This is a genomic window from Kitasatospora sp. NPDC093550 (assembly GCF_044764985.1).
GTDB lineage: Bacteria > Actinomycetota > Actinomycetes > Streptomycetales > Streptomycetaceae > Kitasatospora.
The window spans coordinates 1-20,767 of the sequence record NZ_JBIWJF010000026.1 but is presented as its reverse complement, the minus strand read 5'-3'; the positions used below and the strand labels follow the sequence as shown (position 1 = coordinate 20,767).

The window sequence follows — 20,767 nt, the reverse complement described above, 5'->3', positions numbered from 1 at the left end:
GGCGTGCGTCCGCCCGGGGCCGGTCGGCCCGCTGCCGGGCCGGACGTCAGCGCCGTACGGCCGCCGCCTCGCGCAGCAGGCCCGCCACGATGTCCACGCCCTCGCGGGTGAGCACCGACTCGGGGTGGAACTGCAGGCCGGCGAAGCCGGGCCCGCGCAGGGCGTGGACGTCGCCGGTGGCGGCGTCCCGGGCGACCTCGACGCCCGCGGCGGTGAGCCGGAGGGCGTCGGCCTCCGAGCAGCGCGCGGTGAAGGTGTTGTAGAAGCCGACCGTCCGCTTGGTGCCGAACAGGTCGACGGTCTCCTGCGCCCCCTGGTAGGGGACGGCCTTGCGGCCCAGCGCCAGCCCGAGTTCGGCGGAGAGCAGCTGGTGGCTGAGGCAGACCGCGAGCAGCGGGGCCGTCCGGGCGCCGGAGCGGGCGGCGGCCAGCGCGTCCGCGACGATCGGCCGCAGCACGGCCATCTTGGGGTCGTCGGCGAGGGCCGGGTCGCCCGGGCCGGGGCCGAGCACCAGCGGGCCGCAGTGCGCCGCGACCCGTGCGCGCAGGCCCGGTTCGTCGTAGCGCGCGACCGTCACCCGGTGGCCGAGCGAGCCGAGCAGGTGGGCGAGCATCGAGGTGAAGGTGTCCTCGCCGTCCACGACCAGGGTCGGCTCGGTCTCGGTGACCGGGTTCGGCGCCTGCATCCGCAGCCAGAACGGGGCCAGCCCGGCCCGGCGGGCGTCGAGGGCGGCCTGCACCCGGTGGTCGTCGGCGAGCCGGGGGCCGGTGGGGTGGGGGAGCCGGGCAGGTACGGGCCGGGCGCCGATCGCGGTGAGCACCCCGGCGGCCTTGGCGTGGGTCTCGGCGACCTCGGACTCCGGGACGGAGTGGCGCACCAGGGTGGCGCCGACCCGGACGACCAGCCGGCCGGTGGCCGGGTCGACGTCGGCGGTGCGGATGCAGATCGGGGAGTCCAGCAGCTGCCCGCCGCTGGCGGAGCGTCCGATCAGGGCGAGCGCGCCGGAGTAGTAGCCGCGTCCGGTGGGCTCGTGGCGCCGGATGACCCGGGTGGCGTTCTCGACCGGGCTGCCGGTGACGGTGGCCGCGAACATCGTCTCGCGGAGCACCTCGCGGACGTCCAGCGAGGTGCGGCCGCGCAGCTCGTACTCGGTGTGGGCGAGGTGGGCCATCTCCTTGAGGCGGGGCCCGAGCACCTGGCCGCCGAGGTCGCCGACCGTGCACATCATCTTGAGCTCCTCGTCCACGACCATGGTGAGCTCCTCCAACTCCTTGGGGTCGTGCAGGAATCGGAGCAGCGAGTCGAGGTCGGAGCCGGCCGCCGGGTAGCGGTAGGTGCCGGAGATCGGGTTCATCACGACGGTGCCGCCGCTCTGCCGGACGTGCACCTCGGGGGAGGCGCCGACCAGCACGCGCTCGCCGGTGTGCACCAGGAAGGTCCAGTAGGCACCGCGCTCCTGCTCCAGCAGCCGCCGGAACAGGGTCAGTGCGAGCTCCGGCCCGAAGTCCTCCAGGGTGGCGTGGAAGTCGCGCCGGATCACGAAGTTGGCGCCCTCGCCGTTGCCGATCTCGTCCTCGATCACCCGGCGGACGATCGAGGCGTACGCATCGTCGTCCACGTCGAACGCGCCACCGGCGAGCGTGACCGGCGACTGCGGCAGTGCGGTGGTGAATTCGGCCAGGGGGAGAACGTGCTGCTCGGCCACCGCGAGGGCCTGCAACGGCGTCCCGTCGTCGTGCGCCTCGAACCCGCGCTCGCGGATCTGCCGGTACGGGACGAGCGCGAGCAGGTCGTGGACCGGGGCGCCGCCGGCCGGGACGCCGCCGCGCACCGGGAGGTCGGCGAGGCGCTCGTAGCTGTCGACGGTGCCGAGCAGGACCTCGACGGTGTCCGGGGCGATGCGGGGGGTACGGCGGTGCAGCAGGGCGAAGGCGGGGGCGCCGGGAGCGGTGAGACGGGTGAGCAGGTCGGCGGCGGTGGTCACGAGTACGGCTTCCTTCCGGGGTGGATGGCGAGGGGCGGTGCTGGGTTCCGCTCCCGGAGGGCCGTCTGCGCAGACGCCGACGGCCGCCCCGAGGGGCGGCCGTCGTGTGCGTCTAGGAACGCGCGATCGGTGGGCCACCCTCGGGGGAGGCCCACCACCAGGAGAGGTTGTGGGGCGCGTGCATGGGTCGAGACTAGCGGATCCGCCGGAACGGGTGAGCCGGGTCACGCCGGTTGTCCGAGATGTGTCTCACCACTCGGGCAATGGTCACGTATCGCTCGCGTCACCCCGTAGCCTTGCGGTGTGACCGCTACGACTGAGACATCGAGGGCTGCCCACTCCTGGCAGTCCCTGCCCGCGGCGCAGCAGCCTGAATGGCCGGACCAAGAGGCTCTGCGCAAGACCCTTGCCGAGCTCGCCTCGTATCCGCCGCTCGTCTTCGCCGGCGAGTGCGACCAGCTGCGCGCCCGGCTCGGAGCCGTGGCGCGCGGGGAGGCGTTCCTCCTCCAGGGTGGTGACTGTGCCGAGGCCTTCGACGGCGTCTCGGCGGAGCACATCCGCAACAAGCTGAAGACCCTGCTGCAGATGGCCGCGGTGCTGACGTACGCGGCCTCGGTCCCGGTGGTGAAGGTCGGCCGGATCGCGGGCCAGTACTCCAAGCCGCGTTCGAAGTCGACCGAGACCCGCGACGGCGTGACCCTGCCGGTCTACCGGGGCGACTCGGTGAACGGCTTCGAGTTCACCCCCGAGTCCCGGATCCCGGACCCGGAGCGCCTGAAGCGGATGTACAACGCGTCCGCCGCGACGCTCAACCTGGTGCGCGCGTTCACCACCGGTGGCTACGCCGACCTGCGCCAGGTGCACGCCTGGAACCAGGACTTCGTCCGCAACTCGCCGGCCGGCCAGCGCTACGAGCAGCTCGCCCGGGAGATCGACAACGCCCTGGCGTTCATGAACGCCTGCGGTGTCGCGCCGGAGGAGTTCAAGACCGTCGAGTTCTTCTCCTCGCACGAGGCGCTGATCCTCGACTACGAGACCGCGTTGACCCGCGTGGACTCGCGCACCGGCGAGCTGTACGACGTCTCCGGCCACATGGTGTGGATCGGTGAGCGCACCCGCCAGCTGGACCACGCGCACATCGAGTTCGCCTCGAAGATCCGCAACCCGATCGGCGTCAAGCTCGGCCCGACCACCTCGGTGGACGAGGCGCTCACGCTGATCGAGAAGCTGGACCCGGAGCGCGAGCCCGGTCGCCTGACCTTCATCACCCGGATGGGCGCGGGCAAGATCCGCGAGCACCTGCCCACCCTGGTGGAGAAGGTCACCGCCTCCGGCGCCAAGCCGGTGTGGATCTGCGACCCGATGCACGGCAACACCTTCGAGGCCTCCAGCGGGCACAAGACCCGCCGCTTCGACGACGTCCTGGACGAGGTCAAGGGCTTCTTCGAGGTGCACCGCGCGCTCGGCACCCACCCGGGCGGCATCCACGTGGAGCTGACCGGCGACGACGTCACCGAGTGCGTCGGCGGCGGCGACGAGGTCCTGGTGGACGACCTGCACCAGCGCTACGAGACGGCCTGCGACCCGCGGCTCAACCGCAGCCAGTCGCTGGACCTGGCGTTCCTGGTGGCGGAGATGTACCGGAGCCAGTGAGCCCCCGGCACCGCCGAATGTGACGAAGGCCCCTCCGGTTTCGGGACTCCCGACACCGGAGGGGCTTTTTCGCGCCCGGATCCCCGGGTAAGGTGAGGCTTAGTGAACTAAGGCAAGCCTTAGTCAAGATCCAATCCGCTTCACCCCCGGGAGAGTCCGCGATGTACGTGTGCATGTGCCATGCGGTCACCGAGGACCAGGTGAAGAAGGCGATCGACGGGGGCGCCAACACCCCCCGCCAGATAGCCAAGGGCTGCAAGGCCGGCACCGACTGCGGGTCCTGCGTGCGCCGGATCCAGGCGCTGCTCGGCGAGCACGGCGCCCGTCCCTGCCCGACCGCCCGGCTGGCCGCGAAGCTCGGCCTCGCCGACCCGGGGTCGCAGGGCGCGCCCGCCGCTCCCGCTCCGGTGACCGCTCCCGCGACGGCCCCGGCCGCGCCTCCGATCGCCGTGCCGATCGCGCCGATCGCCCCGGTGCTGCCGCTGCGCGTGGCCTGAGGTCCGCCGCCCGGGGCCCGGGCCCTCAGGACTCCGGCTGCTCGATGAGCTGGGCGAGGTAGAGCGGCTCGCCGAGCTTCTCCAGGAGCTCCAGCTGGGTGTCGAGGTAGTCGATGTGGTGCTCCTCGTCGGCCAGGATGTCCTCGAAGATGTTCGCCGAGGTGACGTCGTTCTTGGCCCGCATCACCACGATCCCGCGCTTGAGCCGGTCGATCGCCTCGACCTCGACCTGGCGGTCGGCCTCGAACATCTCCTTGACCGTCTGGCCGATCCGGACGTGGAACAGCCGCTGGTAGTTGGGCAGCCCCTCCAGGAACAGGATCCGGTCGGTGAGCGTCTCGGCGTGCTTCATCTCGTCGAAGGACTCGTGCCGGGTGTACTTGGCGAGCTTCGTCCAGCCGAAGTTCTCCTGCATCTTGGCGTGCAGGAAGTACTGGTTGATCGCGGTCAGCTCGGCGGTGAGCTGCTCGTTGAGGAACTCGATGACCTCGGGATCGCCCTGCATGGCGGTGCCTCCTGCGCTCGTCCTGGGGTGGGGCCTGCGCTGGGCATCCTGGCACCGTGACGGGAAGAATTTCCAGTAAGTTCACACTCACTAGGACATGTGTCGGAATATCCGATTTGGGTGGAGCCGTCGGGCCGGGCGATCGACCGTTGGCCCGTACGGGCGGGGCGTGAACCCCGCGTAAAGGGGCGCGCGTCGGCGGCCGCCCGCCGTCTGTCACCATGGATCCATGGGTCAGTCCACTCACGAACCGTTTCCGCCGTCTGACCCGAGGCTCCCGCCGGGCCAGCGCGCACAGCGCGGCTGGCCCGCTCTGCACTACGGGCCGGTCCCCCGCTTCAAGCCGCTGACCTGGGACCTCCAGGTGTTCGGCGCCACCGCCTCGGCGGAGAAGCACAGCTGGGACTTCGAGGCCTTCAACGCCCTGCCGCGCACCACGGTGGTCGCGGACCTGCACTGCGTCACCAAGTTCTCGGTGCTCGGCAACGCCTGGACGGGCGTGTCGGCCGCCGCCGTGCTCGACCTGGTGCCCCCGGCGCCCGGCGTCACCCACGTGATGGTCTGGGCCGAGTACGGCTACAGCGCCAACCTGCGGCTGGCCGACTTCGCCGACCCGCGCACCCTGCTCGCCACCCACCGCAACGGCGAGGCGCTGACCGCCGAGCACGGCTTCCCCGTCCGGCTGGTGGTGCCCCAGCTGTACGCCTGGAAGGGCCCCAAGTGGGTCCGCGCGGTGGAGTACATGCGGGCCGACCGGCGCGGGTTCTGGGAGGAGCGCGGCTACCACAACCTCGCCGACCCCTGGCGCGAGCAGCGCTACTCCTACCAGGAGGAGCCGGGCGACGGCCCGCTGCGCTGAAACCGAGCGGGGGGAGCCGGGCGGGGACGAACCGGATGGGGGGCGAGCCGGGCGGACCCTAGAAGAGCGAGAACCTGACCGTCACCGCGCTGCGCTGCGGCCGCCGCTCGCCCGCCGCCGGGGACTGGCCGTTCACCTTCACCGCGCCGAACACGTCCCAGCCGGTGGTCTGCATGGTGAAGCCCGCCGCCTGCAGTGCCTTCTGCGCCTCGTCCTTGGTCATCCCGGTGACGTTCGGGACCGGCACCATGCCCTTGCTGACCACCAGCGAGACCGCGGCGTTCTCCTGCAGCTGCTGCCCGGCCGCCGGCGAGCTGCTGATCACCGAGCCCTCGGGGACGGTGTCGTCGTAGGTCTCGGTCACCGTGCCCCTGGTCAGCTGGGCGCCGGCCAGCGCGGCCGCGGCATCGGCGGAGCTCTTGCCGACCAGGTCCGGCACCGCGATCCGCTTGGGCCCCTTGGAGACGGTGACGGTGATGTTGTCGCTGCGGCGGGTGCGCGCGCCCACCCCGGGGTCGGTGGAGATCACCTGCCCGGACGGCACGGACTCGCTGAACGCCTCGACGAAGCGGCCGTGCAGGCCCTCCTTGTCCAGGATCCGCTGGGCCTCGGCACGGTCCTTGCCGAGCACCCCGGGCACCGAGCCGTACAGCCCCTCGGAGAGCCCGTAGGTGACGCCGCCGACCGCCAGCACCAGGGCGGTCAGTGCGGCGGCCCAGATCAGCGCCCTGCGGGGGATCCGGCGCAGCGGACCGGGTCGGCGCTCGCGCACCGGGGCCGGTTCGTCGTACGGGCGCGGCTCGGTGAGCAGCTGGTCCATCAGCTCCGGCGGGACGTCCAGCACGCTGGTGCGCTCCGGCGGCGGGGCGTCGGCGGGCCGCGGCTGGATCACCGAGGTGGGCTCGCTGGTCGGGTAGCGCGGGCTGGGCCGGGTGGAGGCCGGCGGCTCGGCGTCCAGCTCGGCCGGGGTGAGGGTGCGGCGGACCCGCTGGAGGGCGGCGAGCAGCTCGACCGCGTCGTACGGGCGGCCCTCGGCCGCCCGGGAACAGGCGCCGGCCACTATGGCGTCCAGCTCGGGGCCGACGGCGGGGGAGGTCAGCGAGGGGGCGGGGACGTCCTCGTGCAGGTGCTTGTACATGACCTGGACGGGGTTGTCGCCGGTGTGCGGGCGGCGGCCGGTGAGCATCTCGTACAGCAGGATGCCGGCGGCGTAGACGTCGACCCGCTGGTCGGTGGGGGCGTCCGGGAGGATCTGCTCGGGGGCCAGGTAGGAGACGGTGCCCAGGACCGTGCCGCCTGTGGCGGTGCTGGTCGAGGTGGGCGCGCCGTCGGCGGCGCCGAGCACCCGGACCAGACCGAAGTCGGCGACCTTGACCAGGCCGCCCTCGGTGATCAGCACGTTCTCCGGCTTGACGTCGCGGTGCACCAGCCCGGCCCGGTGGGCGGCGCCGAGGGCGGCGAGCACCGGCTCCAGGACGTCCAGCGCGGCCCGGACGGAGAGCGCGCCGCGGTCGCGCAGCAGGTCGCGCAGGGTGCGGCCGGGCACGTACTCCATGGCGAGGAAAACGTTTCCGCCGTCCGCGCCCTGGTCGAAGACGTTGACCACGTTGGGGTGGGTGAGCTTGGCGACCGCCTTGGCCTCGCGGATGAAGCGGGTGGTGAAGCCCTCGTCCCCGGCCAGCGCGGGGTGCATCACCTTGAGGGCGACCACCCGGTCCAGCCGGGTGTCGGTGCCCTTGTAGACGGTGGACATCCCGCCGGTGGCGATGCGCTGCTCGACCCGGTACCGGTTGTCGAGCAGGGCGCCGATCAGGGGGTCGTGCAGTGCCATGTCCACCCGGCGAGTCTAGTGCCGGGCCGGGCCGCCGGACCCGGAGGACACCGCCCCGGGGCCCGGCTGTGCCCGGCTTGTGACACGCGCCCCGTCCCCGCGGCGAGCGCCGCGGAATTCAGAACGCCGGGCGCTCCCGGGTGTCCAGATCGGCCCGGCCGGCCATCGCGGAGGAGGCCTCGGCGTGGAAGCGGCGCGGGATGCGGCCGGCCCGGTGGGCGAGCCGGCCCGCCTCGGCGGCGTGCCGCATCGCCTCGGCCATCAGCACCGGATCCTGGGCCCGGGTCACCGCGGAGGCCAACATCACGGCGGAGCAGCCCAGTTCCATCGCCAGCGCGACGTCGGAGGCGGTGCCGGCGCCCGCGTCCAGGATCACCGGGACGCCCGCGCTCTCCACGATCAGCTGGAAGTTGTGCGGGTTGCGGATGCCGAGGCCGGAGCCGATCGGCGAGCCCAGCGGCATGATCGCGGCGCAGCCGACGTCCTCCAACTTGCGGGCCAGCACCGGGTCGTCGTTGGTGTACGGCAGCACCGTGAAGCCGTCGTCGACCAAGGTCTCGGCGGCGTCGAGGAGTTCGATCGGATCGGGCAGCAGGGTGCGCTCGTCGGCGATCACCTCCAGCTTCACCCAGTCGGTGCCGAGCGCCTCCCGGGCCAGCCGGGCGGTCAGCACGGCCTCGCCGGCGGTGAAACAGCCGGCCGTGTTGGGCAGGACGCGGATGCCGTTGCGGGTCAGCACCTCCAGGACGGAGCCCTGGGTGGTGGCGTCGACCCGGCGCATCGCGACGGTGGTCAGCTCGGTGCCGGAGGCCAGCAGCGCGCGCTCCATGATCTCCAGGCTCGGCGCGCCGCCGGTGCCCATGATCAGCCGGGAGGAGAAGGTCGTCCCGGCGATGGTCAGCAGGTCGTCAGCCATCTCAGCCTCCCTGCACGGCGGTGAGGATCTCGACCCGGTCGCCCGTGCGCAGCGGTGTCCCGGACCACGAACTGCGGGGCACCACGGCCTCGTTGAGCGCGGCGGCGACACCGGTGTTGGCCCGGCTGACGGTGGCCACCAGGTCGGCGAGGGTCGTCGCGGCGGGCAGCTCGCGGGGCTCGCCGTTGACGGTCAGGGTGATCGGAGCAGTGGTCTCGGGCGGTGCGATCTCGGTCATGCCAGGGCCTTCGCGGTGGAGCGGTCGGAGGAGAACCGGGTGGGGGTGAACGGCTGTGCCAGGGCGGGGAGTTCGCCGGTGGCCAGATACTCGGAGACCAGGTCGGCGGTCACCGGCGTGAGCAGGACGCCGTTGCGGTAGTGGCCGGTGGCGGCGACCAGCCCGGGCAGGGACGTCGGGCCCAGCAGCGGCGCGTTGTCGGGCGAGCCCGGGCGCAGGCCGGCCGAGGTCTCCAGCAGCGGGAGTTCGGTGATGCCCGGCACCAACTCATGGGCATCGCGCAGGAGTTCGTACACCCCGCCGGCGGTGACCGTGGTGTCGTACCCCTGTTCCTCGGTGGTCGCCCCGATCACCAGCTCGCCGTTCTCCCGGGGCACCAGGTAGATGTGCTGACCACGCACCACGGCACGGACGTTGCGGGAGAGGAACGGCCGGTAGGCGTCCGGGATCCGCAGGCGCAGCACCTGGCCCTTCACCGGGCGGATCGCGGGCAGCACGCCCTCGGGCAGCCCGGCCAGCCGGTGGCTGTGCGGGCCGGCCGCGAGCACGACCTGCCCGGCGGTCACCGTCCCGTCCGTGCTCAGCCGGGCGCCGACCGCGCGGCCGCCCTCGACCAGCAGCTCCACCGCCTCGGCCGGGCGGACGGCCACGCCCGCGTGCTCCGCGGCCGCCCGCAGCGCGGTCAGCAGCCGGCGGCCGTCCACCTGGTGGTCGTCCGCGACGTGCAGGCCGCCGCGCACCCCGGGGGCGAGCATCGGCTCCAGCCTGCGGGCCTCCCGGCCGGTCAGCCAGGTCGAGTCCAGGCCCAGCCGCCGGTGGAAGGCGTGCAGTTCGCGCAGCTCCTCGCGGTCGTCGGAGTCCAGTGCGACGGCGACGGTGCCGCACTGCCGGTAGCCGGTGTCCCGGCCGCCGCTCGCCTCGCTGAGCTCGGCGGCGAAGGCCTCGTACCGCTGGTTCGAGGCCAGGCCGAGGCGCAGCAGCGGCTCCTCGCCGTACTGGAGCTCGGTGACCGGGGCGAGCATCCCGGCGGCGACCTTGGCCGCCCCGCCGCCGGGGGAGGGGTCGACCACGACGGTCCGCAGCCCGCGCTGCGCCGTCCGCCAGGCGACGGCGAGGCCGATGATGCCCCCGCCGATCACCAGGACGTCGGCGTCGGCGTCCGATGGCACGCGTGTCACAGCTGCTCTTCTCCCTTCGCCGGTATGACCCGGATCAGGTTCGGACGGTCGCAGGCCGTGTCAGCCCGCCTCTCAGCCCGGTTCGCCGGGCTCCCGCGATGGTGCCCCCACCATAACGCCGGGGCCGGGCGCGGCCGAAGGGCCGTACGAAGGGTGGACGGGGATGGGGGCGGGGGCGGGGTGTGCCTGCGGCGGGCGTGGTCGGGGGTTGGTGGGTGGGGCGTGGCCGCAGCCCGGTGCGAGGGTGGACGGGCCCCGGGGGGTGCGGCCGCGCTGAGTACAGTGACGGGCGTGGCAGAGCTGAGCGGTACGGATCGGGTGGTCGTCGTCGGGGCCGGGCTGGCCGGGGCGCAGTGCGTCCTGAAGCTGCGGCACGGCGGGTGGCGGGGGCGGATCACGCTGGTCGGCGAGGAGCCGCACGTGCCGTACGACCGGCCGCCGCTCTCCAAGGACGTGCTGCTCGGCAAGAGCGACAGCACCACCCTGGACATCGACTACGCGCACCTGGGCATCGAGGTCCTGACCGGCCGCCGGGCCACCGGCCTCACCCCCGGCGTGCTGCACACCGACCGGGGCGACCTCCCGTACGGCTCGCTGGTGATCGCCACCGGCGCCGTCCCGCGCGCGCTGCCCGGCGCCGAGCGGGCGCACCTGCTGCACACCCTGGACGACGCGCTGGCGCTGCGCGCCCTGCTGCGCCCCGGTCTGCGGCTGGTACTGGTGGGCGCGGGCTGGATCGGCGCCGAGGTGTCCACCGCGGCGCGCGAGGCGGGCTGCGAGGTGACGGTCGTCGAGGCGGGCCCGGCGCCGTTGCCCGGCGCGCTGCCGACCGCGGTCGGCTCGGCGATGGCCGCCTGGTACGCCGAGGCCGGCATCGACCTGCGCTGCGGGGTCGGGGTGGCCGCCGTCGAGCCGGGCGCGGTGCTGCTGGCGGACGGCTCGCACCTGCCCGCCGACGAGGTGGTGGTCGGGATCGGCGCCCGGCCCGCGACCGCGTGGCTGGCCGGCTCCGGCGTCGAGCTGGACGGGACCGGCGCCGTCGTGGTGGACGAGCGGCTGCGCACCGGTGTGCCGGGCGTGTTCGCGGCCGGCGACTGCGTCAGCTACCCCTCGGCCCGGGCCGGTGCCCGGCTGGCCGTCCAGCACTGGGACCACGCGCTGCAGTCCGGCGAGGCGGTGGCGGCCGCCGTCCTCGGCGCGGAGGCGTCGCCGTACGACCCGGTGCCGTACTTCTGGTCGGAGCAGTTCGGTCGGATGGTCCAGTACGCGGGCCGGCACGCCGAGGGCGACGAGCTGCTGTGGCGCGGTGGCCCGCGGGACGCGTCCTGGGCGGTGCTCTGGCTGCGCGACGGGGTGCCGAGCGCGCTGCTGACGGTGGACCGGCCGCGCGACCTCACCCAGGGGCGGAAGCTGATCGAGCGCGGCACGGCGCTGGATCCGGCCCGGGCGGCCGACCCGGCGGTGCCGCTGAAGGCGGCCGTGGCGTAGCCGCCGGGCGGGGGCGTGTGCGCGGCGGGGCACTGAGGTGGCAGTCTGGTGCCGTGAGTGAGATCGATGCCAAGACCGAAGCCCTGGTTCCCGAGTGGCTGTACCTGCCCGACATCTCCGAGCGGTGGGGTGTGCTGGTCACCGAGGTCCGCAACATGGTGAAGAAGGGTGACCTGATCGCGGTCCGCCGCGGTCCCAACAAGTCGCTGCAGGTGCCCGCCGCCTTCATCGACGAGCACGGCCCGGTGAAGCACTTCATCGGCCTGCTGACCGTGCTGCGCGACAGCGGGTTCAGCGATCAGGAGATCATCGAGTGGATGTTCACCGAGGACCCGTCGCTGCCCGGCACCCCGGTCCAGGCGCTGTGGGAGAACCGCGCGACCGAGGTCAAGCGCCGCGCCCAGGCCATGGCCCTCTGATGACGGACCTCCGGAGGGGGCTCGCCGACGCCCGCCTCTACCTGTGCACGGACGCCCGCCGCGAGCAGGGCGACCTCGCCGAGTTCCTGGACGCGGCACTGGCGGGCGGGGTGGACATCGTCCAGCTGCGCGACAAGGGCCTGGAGGCCAAGCAGGAGCTGGCGGCCCTGGAGGTCTTCGCCGACGCCTGCCGCCGCCACGGCAAGCTGCTGGCCGTCAACGACCGCGCCGACGTCGCCCACGCCGCCCGGCCGGACGTGCTGCACCTCGGCCAGGACGACCTGCCGGTGCCGGCCGCCCGGGCGATCCTGGGCGAGGACGTCCTGATCGGCCGTTCGTGCCACGCCGAGTCCGAGGTGGACGCGGCGGTCGCCGAGCCCGGAGTGGACTACTTCTGCACCGGACCGGTCTGGCCGACCCCGACCAAGCCGGGCCGCCCGGCGCCGGGCCTCGGCCTGGTCTCGTACGCGGCACGGCAGGCCACCGACCGGCCGTGGTTCGCCATCGGCGGGATCGACCTCGGCAACCTGGACGAGGTGCTGGCCGCCGGTGCGCGCCGGATCGTCGTGGTCCGGGCCATCACCGCCGCGGAGGACCCCCGGGCCGCCGCCGCCGAGCTGTCCCGCCGGGTGCGCGCGGCGCTCTGACGCCGGTCCGCGCCGGCTCCGGACCGCTCTGACACCGGGCCCCGGTGGCGTCGAGACCGCCGCCGGGGCGCCGTCGTCCCTCAGTACTTGCGGACGGTGGCGGCCTCGGCCAGGGCGAGCAGCACGCCGCGGGCCCGCTCGTCCGCCAGCGGCGCCGCCTCCAGCGCGGCCAGCGACTGCCGCATCAGTTCCTCGATCCGGTGCTCCACCAGCTCGGGGGCGCCGCTGCGGGCGACCAGCTCGCGCAGCCCGGCGACCTCCTCGGCCGCCAGGTCCGGCGCGCCGAGCCGCTCGTCCAGGTGCCGGGCGTCGGCGGCGGGCAGCCCGCGCATCGCGTGCGCGACCAGCAGGGTGCGCTTGCCCTCGCGCAGGTCGTCCCCGGCGGGCTTGCCGGTGACGGCCGGATCCCCGAAGACCCCGAGCAGGTCGTCCCGCAGCTGGAAGGCCTCGCCCAGCGGCAGCCCGAACGCCCCGAGGGCCTCGACCAGCTCCGGCCCGGCCCCGGCCAGCAGCGCGCCGACCTGCAGCGGCCGCTCGATCGTGTACTTCGCGGACTTGTAGTGCAGCACGGTCTGCGCCCGGTCCAGCGCGCCCTCGTCGGTGGAGTCGCCGGCCACCGGCTCCAGCACGTCCAGGTACTGGCCGAGCATGACCTCGGTGCGCATCAGGTCGAACACCGGCTTGGCGGCCAGCACGGCGGCCGGCTCCAGGCCCGAGCGCAGGAACAGTTCGTCGCACCAGATCAGCAGCAGGTCACCGAGCAGCACGGCGGCCGAGGCGCCGTACTGCTCGCGGTCGCCGCGCCAGCCGTTGTCGCGGTGCAGGGCCTCGAAGCGGCGGTGGACCGAGGGCAGGCCGCGGCGGGTGTCGCTGCGGTCCATCAGGTCGTCGTGGACCAGGGCGCTCGCCTGGAGCAGCTCCAGGGCGGCGGCCGCGTGGGCGATCCCGTCGCCCCCGGAGCCGTCGCCCGGCCCGCCGGCGGCGCGCCAGCCCCAGTAGCAGAAGGCCGGGCGCAGCCGCTTGCCGCCGTCCAGCAGGAAGTCGCGCAGCGCGTCGGCGGCGGGGACCAGCTGGGGCGAGATCTTGCCGAGCAGCGCGGACTGGCCGTCCATGAACGCGGCGAGCGCGGCGTTGACGCGTGTGCGGACGTCCTCCACGTCAATGGGGTTGGCCGGCCGGGTGCTGGACGAGGTCACGATGGGGCTCCGCTGGTTGTCTGGGGTGCAGCAAGCGTAGCGGGGCGGCTGGGAACGGGCGTGCGAGCAGGTTGCCGCAGGGCCGCGGGGCGATCCGGAACGCCGTCCATCACTTGTCTCAATGGGTGGAATCGGGTTGTCCGGCCTCAGCACAGGGCGGATAGCCTGCCAACATGGCACTCGGTATCGCTTCCACGAGAACGGACCGCGCACTGACGGTCCGCGAACTCCTGGCGGCCGGCAAGCGCTCATTCTCCTTCGAGTTCATGCCGCCGCGCACCGAGGTGGGCGAGCAGAAACTCTGGGACGCCATCCGTCGACTCGAACCGCTCGACCCGAACTTCGTCTGCATGACGTACGGCGCGGGCGGCTCCTCGCGCGAGCGCACGGTCAACATGGTCGGCCGCATCGCCACCGAGACCACGCTGACGCCGGTCGCCCACCTGACCGCCGTCGACCACTCGATCGCGGAGCTGCGGAACATCATCGGCCAGTACGCGGACCAGGGCGTGCGGAACGTCCTCGCGGTCCGGGGCGACCCGCCCGGCGACCCGATGGGCGAGTGGGTCAAGCACCCCGAGGGCGTCACCTACGCCTACGAGCTGGTGGAGCTGATCAAGGGCATCGGCGATTTCTGCGTCGGCGTCGCGGCCTCGCCGAACATGCACCCGCGCTCCACGAACTGGGACGACGACATCCGGCACTTCGTCGCGAAGATCCGCTCCGGGGCGGACTACGCGATCACCCAGATGTTCTTCGAGGTCGACGACTACCTGCGGCTGCGCGACCGGGTGACGGCCGCCGGCTGCGAGACGCCGATCATCCCGGAGATCATGCCGGTGACCAACGCCAAGCAGCTGGAGCGCTTCCCGCAGCTCAGCGGCTCGGCCTTCCCCGCCGAGCTGGAGGCCCGGCTGCGGGCGGCCGTCGACGACCCGGTGGCGCTGCGGGCCATCGGCATGGAGCACGCCACCGCGATGGCCGAACGCCTGCTCGCCGAGGGCGCGCCCGGTCTGCACTTCATCACGCTGAACCACTCGACGGCGACGCTGGAGATCTACCAGAACCTGGGGCTGCACCGGCGCTGAGCCACGGACCCCGGCTCCGACCGGGGGAGATCGTGCCGGCCCGGGGCTGACGCCGGGTGTTCACGAGCCCGTCACCGTACCGACGGTGGCGGGCTCGGTCGTGTGCGGCCGGGCGCCGGTGCGCCGGGAACGCGATGCGGTACCCCGGCCGTTGAACCGGTACAGTCGCCGGACACGCGCGGCGTGGACGCGCGGGCACGCGACTGGAGGTAGCGGGCGGATGGGCATCGGATACCTGCTGCTGTACGCCGCGTTGGCGGTGGTGGCGCTCTGGCTGGTCGCCGAGGTGCTGCTGCAGAACCGGGCGCCGCTGCACTGGCGGGTCCTGGCCCTGGTCGGCTTCCTGGGCGTGGCCGCCGGGATGAGCCTCGGGTCGGTCGTGGTGATCGGGGCGGGCGCCGCGCTGTTCGCGGTCGGTCAGACCTTCGTCACGCTCTCGGTCAAGCGCGGCTACCGGAACGGCTGGTCGCTGCGGAAGGCCGACGGCAGCCTGCCGGGCCCGCTGGACAAGGTGCCGCTGCTCGGCGCCCTCACCGGCGGCGGGGCCGCGGTGGCGGCCGTCGCGGTCGCCGAGGAGCGGATCGGCGAGGTCAGCGCCGTCGAGGAGCCCCCGGCCGCGCAGCCGGCGCCCGAGGAGGCACCGGAGGTCGAACAGACCGCCGCCTTCCAGATGCAGGAGCTCGCCCAGGACGGCGTCTACGCCCCCGGGTACTACGAGCAGCAGCAGCCGCAGCAGGCCCAGGACCCGTACACCGCCGCCTACCAGAGCGGCTACGACCAGCAGCAGTGGCAGACCCAGCAGCAGCCCGCCTACGCCTACGACCAGTCCTACGGCTACCCGCAGCAGGGCGTGCCGCAGCAGGACCCGTACGGCGGCTACCCGCAGCAGGGCCAGCAGCAGGACCCGTACGCGGGCTACCAGCAGCACCAGCAGGCCTGGGACCCGAACGTCCAGCAGCAGGACCACCAGCAGTGGCAGCCCCAGCCCGACCCGCACGCCCAGGGCATCCCGCAGCAGCCGGCGTACGACCAGAACTACGGCTACCAGCAACAGCAGAACACCTGGCACCAGGGCTGAGACGCGACGAAGGGCGGCGGGGGCCGGCACCGGCCCCCGCCGCCCTTTCCGTTCCCGCTACGCGGGTCCGACCAGGTTGGCGGCGATGCAGGCCGACATGCCGACGCGGGCGAGCCCGCCGCCGGGGTGGGCGGTGCCGCCGATGAGGTAGAGGCCGGGGACGGGGGTCTCGTTCGCGGTCTTCAGCCAGTCGCCGTCCGCTCCGGCGAGGACGGGCAGGGCGACCGAGCCGCCCGGGGCGCCGGTCTCCCGGCGGGTGTCCTCCGGGGTGCGCACGACCCGCCACAGCACCCGCTCGCGCAGGCCGAGGCCGGCCGCGTCGACGTGGGCGAGCAGCCGGTCGGCGTAGCGGTCGGCGGCGCCGGGGGCGGTCCAGTCGACCTCGCCCTGGGCCGGGACGGTCGCGGTCAGCACCACGCTCTCGTGCGCGTCGTCGGGGCGCAGCGCCGGGTCGTCCGGGCGCAGCACCTGCACGGTGGGGCGCTCGCAGGGCGGGGCCGCGCCGGTCAGCGTCCGCTCCTCGGCGGCCGGGTCGGCCGCGTGCACCACCGTGCGGTGCGCGGTGCCCTCCGGCCGGGGGCCGCGCAGGGCGAGCAGCACGCTGAACCGGCCGGGCGCCCCGGACGGCCGCCAGGCCTCGGCCGGCTTCCCCGGCCACTCGGCCAGGCCGCCGCCGAACAGCGCGCCGGCGTCCATCGCCGAGAGCACCAGGTCCGCGTCGATCCGGCCGTCCGCCGTCTCGACGCCGCGGGCCCGGCCGTCCTCGACCACGACCCGGGTGACGGGCGTGTCGAAGCGGAAGCCGACCTTGCGCAGCTCGCAGCGCCGGTACACCGCCTCCGCCAGGGCGCGCAGGCCGCCCCGGACGTACCAGACGCCGAAGGACTGCTCCATGTACGGCAGCACGGTGGCCCCGGCGGGGGCCCGGCCCGGCGCGAAGCCGTACCGGACCGCGGACTCGAACAGCAGGGCGGTCAGCCCCGGGTGGCCGTCCAGCTGCCGCGCCGCCACGTCGTGCAGGGTCCACGGCGCGGCGCGGCGCAGCCGGGCCAGCCCGGTGCGCGGCGGGACGGGGTACGGGTCGGTGCCCAGGAACGCCCGGTCGGCCGGGAGCGGCTCCTCCAGCAGCGGGCGCCGGGTGGCCTCCCAGACCGTCCGGCCGTGGTTCATCACGGCGCTCCAGCGGGCGCCGGAGCCGGCCCCGAAGGCCTCGTCCAGGGCCCGGCTGACCCCGCCGCGGGAGGCGTTGGGCAGGGTGACGGCGGTGCCGTCCGGGAACAGGTGCCGGCTCTCCGGCTCGACCGGGGCCAGCTCGACCAGCTGCTCCAGCGGCTCCTTGCCGGTCTTCAGCGCGAGGTCGCGGTAGACGGCGGGCAGGGCGAGCAGCCCGGGCCCGGTGTCGAAGCCGAAGCCGTCCCGCTCGTAGCGGCCGACCATGCCCCCGTACGTGGCGCCCGCCTCGCAGACCGTCACCCGGTGGCCGAGGGTCGCCAGCCGGGAGGCCGCCGCGAGCCCGCTCATTCCTGCGCCGATGATGACGATCCGTGCCATGGCAACCGATCCTAGGGCCCGCTCTCACACCCCCGGCTGCCGGGCGTACGCGTCCTGGGTGGCCCGGGCGGCCCGGGCGGCCTTGCGCTCGCGGCGGCGGGCCCGGAAGGCGCGGATCTTGCTGATCGCCAGCCAGACCAGCAGCAGGCCGACGGCCAGGACCGCGGCGGCGATCGACGCGGCCAGCCAGGGGTGGAAGATCGCCAGGGTGACCAGGCCGGCCACCGAGAGGTCCTCCACCATGCTGACCACGATGTTGCTGGCCGGCTCGGGGGAGGTGTTGACGGCCATCCGCAGCGAGGCCTTCACCAGGTGGCTGACCAGCGCCGTGGTGCCGCCCATCGCCCCGGCCGCGACCTCGCTGAGCGAGCCGGGGTCGTTGCTCGCGATCAGCACGCCGACGGTGGCGCCCGCGATCGGGCGGATCACGGTGTGCACGACGTCCCAGACGCTGTCCACGTACGGGATCTTGTCGGCCACCGCCTCCAGCGCGAACAGCACGGCGGCCGCGATCAGCACGTCCGTGCGCTCCAGCGCGTGCGGCACCGACTGGGCGTCGGCGAACCGCCCCAGCAGCCCGAGCAGCAGCACCACCGCGTACGCGTTGATGCCGCTGGCCAGCCCGCTGGTGAAGATCAGCGGCAGGATCGTCATGGCCTCCCCCTCCTCGCGAACCCGGGCGGACACCGCCCGGTCACGCCGTACCGTACCGGGACCGGGACGCCGCCCGGGCGGGCGCCGGTTCCCCCGCGGGGGGGACTGAGTACGGATACTCAGGTCCGCGGTTGAGTAGCTGAGCGGATGGTCTCCGACCTGCGGAGACGGGAGAGTGGTGGCACCCGGGAGGGGCGGCGCGTCGGGCGCCGGCCCTCCCGGGTGGCGGATCCGTCCGTCCCCGTCCGGCCGCGAGGCCGGGGGACGGCGGCGGAGATCCGCGACGGGGCTGGTCACGGTCCCCGCACCGCCGACACGGGGCGGCGGAGCGGGCCGGGGGGAGACCGGCCACGGGGGAGGTTCGCCACCGCCGCCCACGGGGGGAACGGCGGAGCGACGGCACCAGGCGGCGAGCGCGGACCGGGGGAGGGTCCGCGCTCGCCGCCGCGCTGCTTCCCGGCGCCGGGGGCGGCCCCCGGTCCGGACCCGGAACGGACGGATTGTCAGTGGTGCCGTTCACGATGGAGGGGCACGGACCACCCGGCCCGCGCGCTGCCTCGGAACGGGGGAGACCATGACCATCAGCCACCCTGAGCCCGTCACCGCCCGCCTCCACTCCGCCGCCCTCCCGTACACCCCGGAGCCGCCGGGCGGACGCCCCGCCGGCCGGGACGTCCACCCCGTGCTCCGCCGGATCGCCGCGCCGCCGGGCGCCCTCGACCTGCTCGCCGACGCCCACCGCACGCTCGCCCGGGCCCGCGTCCTGGACGACCCGCTCGAGCGCTACGCCACCGCCCACCTGGCCGCGCTGCGCACGGTGGCGGCCGTCCTCGCGGTGCGCGGCCGCCCGGAGAAGAACCCGCGGCGGCGCAAGGCCATCCGCAGCGCCTGGGAGGTGCTGCCCGAGGTGGCCCCCGAGCTCGCCGAGTGGGCGCTCTACTACGGCGCGGGCGCCCGCCGCCGGGCCGCCGCCGAGGCCGGGATCCGGGGCGCCGCGTCGGCCCGCGACGCGGACGACCTGATCCGCAACACCGCGCTGTTCCTGCGCCTGGTCGAGCGGCTGCTGGGCCTGCGGGCCGTTCCGCCGGCGCCGCGGCTCCCGCTGGACGCCGACGAGCGGCCGGGGGGAGCGGATCCGCCCACCCGTCAGGCTTAAGGTGGAGGCATCCTGATCGAACCGCACGTGCCAAGGAGCCCGACCTTGTACCCGACGCGTCCCCGCAGTGCCCTGCGTACCGCCGTGGTGTGGGAGGTGGTCCGGGCAGCCCTGGAGAAGCGGTCGGCCGAGCTGGACCAGCCGGTGCTCGACGTGGTCGACACCGGCGGCGGCACCGGCAACTTCGCCGTGCCGGTGGCCAAGCTCGGCCACCGGGTCACCGTGGTCGACCCGAGCCCCGACGCGCTGTTCGCCCTGGAGCGCCGGGCCGCCGAGGCGGGCGTGACGGACCTGGTGCGGGCCGTCCAGGGCGACACCCAGACGCTGCCCGAGCTGGTCGCCCCCGGCACCGTGGACGCGGTGCTCTGCCACGGCGTGCTGGAGGTCGTGGACGATCCGGCGGAGGCGCTCGGCAGCCTGGCCGGCACCCTGCGCAAGGGCGGCCTGGTCAGCCTGCTGGCCGCCAACCGCAACGGCGCCGTGCTGGCCCGCGCGCTGGCCGGGCACTTCACCGAGGCCCGGACGGTGCTCTCCGCCGCCGACGGCCGCTGGGGCGAGCACGACCCGATGCCGCGCCGCTTCACCGGCGAGGAGCTGGGCCGGCTGGCCGAGGCCGCGGGCCTGCGGGTGGAGTCGGTCCACGGTGTCCGGGTCTTCTCCGACCTGGTCCCCGGCGTGCTGGTGGACACCGAGCCGGGCGCGATGGAGGCGCTGCTGAAGCTGGAGGAGGCCGCCGCCGCGCAGCCCGCCTTCCACGCCGTGGCGACCCAGCTGCACCTGCTGGCCACCCTGGCCTGAGCGGGCCCCGCCCGGGGCCTTCGCGAAGCCTTCGCGAGATCTTCCGCCGTCGTACGGTTCGCACACCGTACGGCGGCGGTTCGCGTCCCGGTCGCCCACCGGTTCCCGGCCCGGTCGGCCGACCGGTTTCCGCTTCCCGGGGGCGGAGCTCCCCAGGTCCGGACCGATTCCACAGGATCGGGCACTTGTCCGGGGCGTGGCGCGTTGACACCGGTGCGGCCGTGCCCGGTCGAAGTGGCCCGTCCCACGCGGCGCAGACCACCCCGTAACGGGCCCACGGACCGTATGATCTGGGTAAAGCCGGAAAGCATGACAGCCGGACGCGTGGGGCATATGGACGACACGGGCCGGGCCCCCCGCACAGGCGTCCGACCGTGTGCCCCAAGGCTGATTGGACTTGCCTCCCCGACCGGGGTGGGCGGACCGGTCGCATCCGCGACCGACGAGTAGGAGGACTCCGTGCCGCTCTCGGAGCACGAGCAGCGACTGCTCGACCAGATGGAGCGAGCGCTGTATGCCGAAGATCCCAAATTCGCGTCGGCGCTCGAGGGAACCGGGCTGCGCACCTACACCCGTCGGCGGGTCTACCTGGCCATCGCGGGCTTCGTGGTGGGGATCGGCCTGTTGATGGGCGGCATGGTCGTTCCGGACCAGATCTGGGTCAGCGTCGTGGGCTTCCTGGTGATGCTCGGGTGCGCGGTGTTCGCCGTGACCGGCTGGCGCCGCGGGCCCGCGGGCCAGGGCTCCGGGCCCCGCCAGGCCGCGGCCCCGCGTCGCAAGGCCGGGATGATGGACCGGGTCGAGCAGCGCTGGCAGCGTCGTCGGGACGAGCAGACCGGCGGCTTCTGATCCGTCGGGCCGCACGGCGCGGCCCGGCCGTTCAGGCCCTTCCAGACCAGAACGCCGGGGGCGGGGCGGCGGGGGCCGGGCCCCCCCCCGGCGGGGGCGGGGGCGGGCCCGGGCGCACGACCCCCGACGCGCCCCCCCGGAGGCCGCGGGGGTTGGGCCCCCGGGGGAGACCCCGCGGGCCC

General features: G+C 74.4%; 20 protein-coding genes and 1 riboswitch. Of the genes, 11 read left to right on the top strand and 9 right to left on the bottom strand.

Annotated features, from left to right (window positions below; all coding sequences use genetic code 11):
- Window positions 1-46 precede the first annotated feature (46 nt).
- The gene (locus tag ACIRD3_RS31520) at window positions 47-1,984 is read right to left on the bottom strand and encodes an anthranilate synthase family protein (RefSeq protein ID WP_402223418.1); all 1,938 of its coding nucleotides are present in this window, start codon (window positions 1,982-1,984) and stop codon (window positions 47-49) included.
- Window positions 1,985-2,287: 303 nt separating this feature from the next.
- Between ACIRD3_RS31520 and ACIRD3_RS31515 the strand changes: the two genes are divergently transcribed.
- A complete protein-coding gene (locus tag ACIRD3_RS31515) occupies window positions 2,288-3,637 on the top strand; it encodes a class II 3-deoxy-7-phosphoheptulonate synthase (RefSeq protein WP_402223417.1) in 1,350 nt (449 codons plus the stop codon).
- Between the two features lie 173 nt (window positions 3,638-3,810).
- Entirely contained in the window at window positions 3,811-4,134 is a 324-nt protein-coding gene (locus ACIRD3_RS31510; protein ID WP_402223415.1) for a bacterioferritin-associated ferredoxin, read from the top strand.
- A 25-nt stretch (window positions 4,135-4,159) separates the two neighbouring features.
- Here the strand turns inward: ACIRD3_RS31510 and bfr are convergent, their stop codons facing one another.
- Window positions 4,160-4,639, bottom strand: coding sequence for a bacterioferritin (bfr, locus tag ACIRD3_RS31505; RefSeq protein WP_360262161.1), 480 nt, complete (start codon window positions 4,637-4,639; stop codon window positions 4,160-4,162).
- A gap of 229 nt (window positions 4,640-4,868) precedes the next feature.
- Here bfr and ACIRD3_RS31500 point away from each other — a divergent pair, with 229 nt between their 5' ends.
- Entirely contained in the window at window positions 4,869-5,498 is a 630-nt protein-coding gene (locus ACIRD3_RS31500; RefSeq protein ID WP_402223413.1) for a sulfite oxidase-like oxidoreductase, read from the top strand.
- A 58-nt stretch (window positions 5,499-5,556) separates the two neighbouring features.
- Here ACIRD3_RS31500 and pknB read toward each other — a convergent pair whose 3' ends face one another.
- From pknB to thiO, 4 genes are all read right to left on the bottom strand, one after another.
- Window positions 5,557-7,329 (bottom strand): Stk1 family PASTA domain-containing Ser/Thr kinase, encoded by a 1,773-nt coding sequence (gene pknB / locus ACIRD3_RS31495; RefSeq protein WP_402223564.1) that lies wholly within the window; start codon window positions 7,327-7,329, stop codon window positions 5,557-5,559.
- Window positions 7,330-7,447: 118 nt separating this feature from the next.
- Window positions 7,448-8,245, bottom strand: coding sequence for a thiazole synthase (locus tag ACIRD3_RS31490; RefSeq protein ID WP_402223411.1), 798 nt, complete (start codon window positions 8,243-8,245; stop codon window positions 7,448-7,450).
- A 1-nt stretch (window position 8,246) separates the two neighbouring features.
- Window positions 8,247-8,483, bottom strand: a complete 237-nt coding sequence (gene thiS / locus ACIRD3_RS31485) for a sulfur carrier protein ThiS (protein WP_402223409.1) — start codon at window positions 8,481-8,483, stop codon at window positions 8,247-8,249.
- Window positions 8,480-9,661 carry a glycine oxidase ThiO gene (gene thiO / locus ACIRD3_RS31480; protein ID WP_402223408.1) on the bottom strand — a complete coding sequence of 394 codons (1,182 nt, stop codon included), beginning with the start codon at window positions 9,659-9,661 and terminating at the stop codon, window positions 8,480-8,482. The genes thiS and thiO overlap by 4 nt, the downstream gene beginning before the upstream one ends.
- A riboswitch (TPP riboswitch) is annotated at window positions 9,656-9,768 on the bottom strand. (Overlaps the previous gene by 6 nt.)
- A gap of 175 nt (window positions 9,769-9,943) precedes the next feature.
- Here thiO and ACIRD3_RS31475 point away from each other — a divergent pair.
- The 3 genes from ACIRD3_RS31475 to thiE are packed head-to-tail and all read left to right on the top strand — an operon-like array spanning window position 9,944 to window position 12,215.
- Window positions 9,944-11,149: an NAD(P)/FAD-dependent oxidoreductase gene (locus ACIRD3_RS31475; protein WP_402223406.1), complete on the top strand. Its 1,206-nt coding sequence runs from the start codon at window positions 9,944-9,946 to the stop codon at window positions 11,147-11,149.
- A 53-nt stretch (window positions 11,150-11,202) separates the two neighbouring features.
- Entirely contained in the window at window positions 11,203-11,568 is a 366-nt protein-coding gene (locus ACIRD3_RS31470) for an Rv2175c family DNA-binding protein (protein WP_402223404.1), read from the top strand.
- Complete coding sequence (gene thiE, locus ACIRD3_RS31465) at window positions 11,568-12,215, top strand: thiamine phosphate synthase (protein WP_402223402.1); 648 nt, start codon at window positions 11,568-11,570, stop codon at window positions 12,213-12,215. Before ACIRD3_RS31470 ends, thiE begins: the two co-directional genes overlap by 1 nt.
- Before the next feature lie 80 nt (window positions 12,216-12,295).
- Here the strand turns inward: thiE and ACIRD3_RS31460 are convergent, their stop codons facing one another.
- Window positions 12,296-13,411 carry a polyprenyl synthetase family protein gene (locus ACIRD3_RS31460; RefSeq protein ID WP_402223400.1) on the bottom strand — a complete coding sequence of 372 codons (1,116 nt, stop codon included), beginning with the start codon at window positions 13,409-13,411 and terminating at the stop codon, window positions 12,296-12,298.
- 173 nt (window positions 13,412-13,584) lie between these two features.
- Here ACIRD3_RS31460 and metF point away from each other — a divergent pair, with 173 nt between their 5' ends.
- A complete protein-coding gene (gene metF, locus ACIRD3_RS31455; protein WP_402223398.1) occupies window positions 13,585-14,499 on the top strand; it encodes a methylenetetrahydrofolate reductase [NAD(P)H] in 915 nt (304 codons plus the stop codon).
- A 220-nt stretch (window positions 14,500-14,719) separates the two neighbouring features.
- A complete protein-coding gene (locus tag ACIRD3_RS31450; protein WP_402223397.1) occupies window positions 14,720-15,577 on the top strand; it encodes a hypothetical protein in 858 nt (285 codons plus the stop codon).
- Between the two features lie 57 nt (window positions 15,578-15,634).
- Here the strand turns inward: ACIRD3_RS31450 and ACIRD3_RS31445 are convergent, their stop codons facing one another.
- Together ACIRD3_RS31445 and ACIRD3_RS31440 are read right to left on the bottom strand one after the other, a co-directional pair.
- On the bottom strand, window positions 15,635-17,128 hold the full coding sequence (locus tag ACIRD3_RS31445; protein ID WP_402223395.1) for a phytoene desaturase family protein: 1,494 nt from the start codon (window positions 17,126-17,128) through the stop codon (window positions 15,635-15,637).
- Window positions 17,129-17,152: 24 nt separating this feature from the next.
- Window positions 17,153-17,782 (bottom strand): DUF4126 domain-containing protein, encoded by a 630-nt coding sequence (locus ACIRD3_RS31440; RefSeq protein ID WP_402223393.1) that lies wholly within the window; start codon window positions 17,780-17,782, stop codon window positions 17,153-17,155.
- 580 nt (window positions 17,783-18,362) lie between these two features.
- On the opposite strand from ACIRD3_RS31440, the gene ACIRD3_RS31435 reads away from it, so the two are divergent.
- The 3 genes from ACIRD3_RS31435 to ACIRD3_RS31425 all read left to right on the top strand — a co-directional run bounded on the left by ACIRD3_RS31435 (window position 18,363) and on the right by ACIRD3_RS31425 (window position 20,585).
- A complete protein-coding gene (locus ACIRD3_RS31435; RefSeq protein WP_402223563.1) occupies window positions 18,363-18,938 on the top strand; it encodes an SAV_6107 family HEPN domain-containing protein in 576 nt (191 codons plus the stop codon).
- Between the two features lie 45 nt (window positions 18,939-18,983).
- Entirely contained in the window at window positions 18,984-19,736 is a 753-nt protein-coding gene (locus ACIRD3_RS31430) for a methyltransferase domain-containing protein (RefSeq protein ID WP_402223391.1), read from the top strand.
- Between the two features lie 459 nt (window positions 19,737-20,195).
- On the top strand, window positions 20,196-20,585 hold the full coding sequence (locus tag ACIRD3_RS31425) for a DUF3040 domain-containing protein (RefSeq protein WP_387623388.1): 390 nt from the start codon (window positions 20,196-20,198) through the stop codon (window positions 20,583-20,585).
- Window positions 20,586-20,767 lie beyond the last annotated feature (182 nt).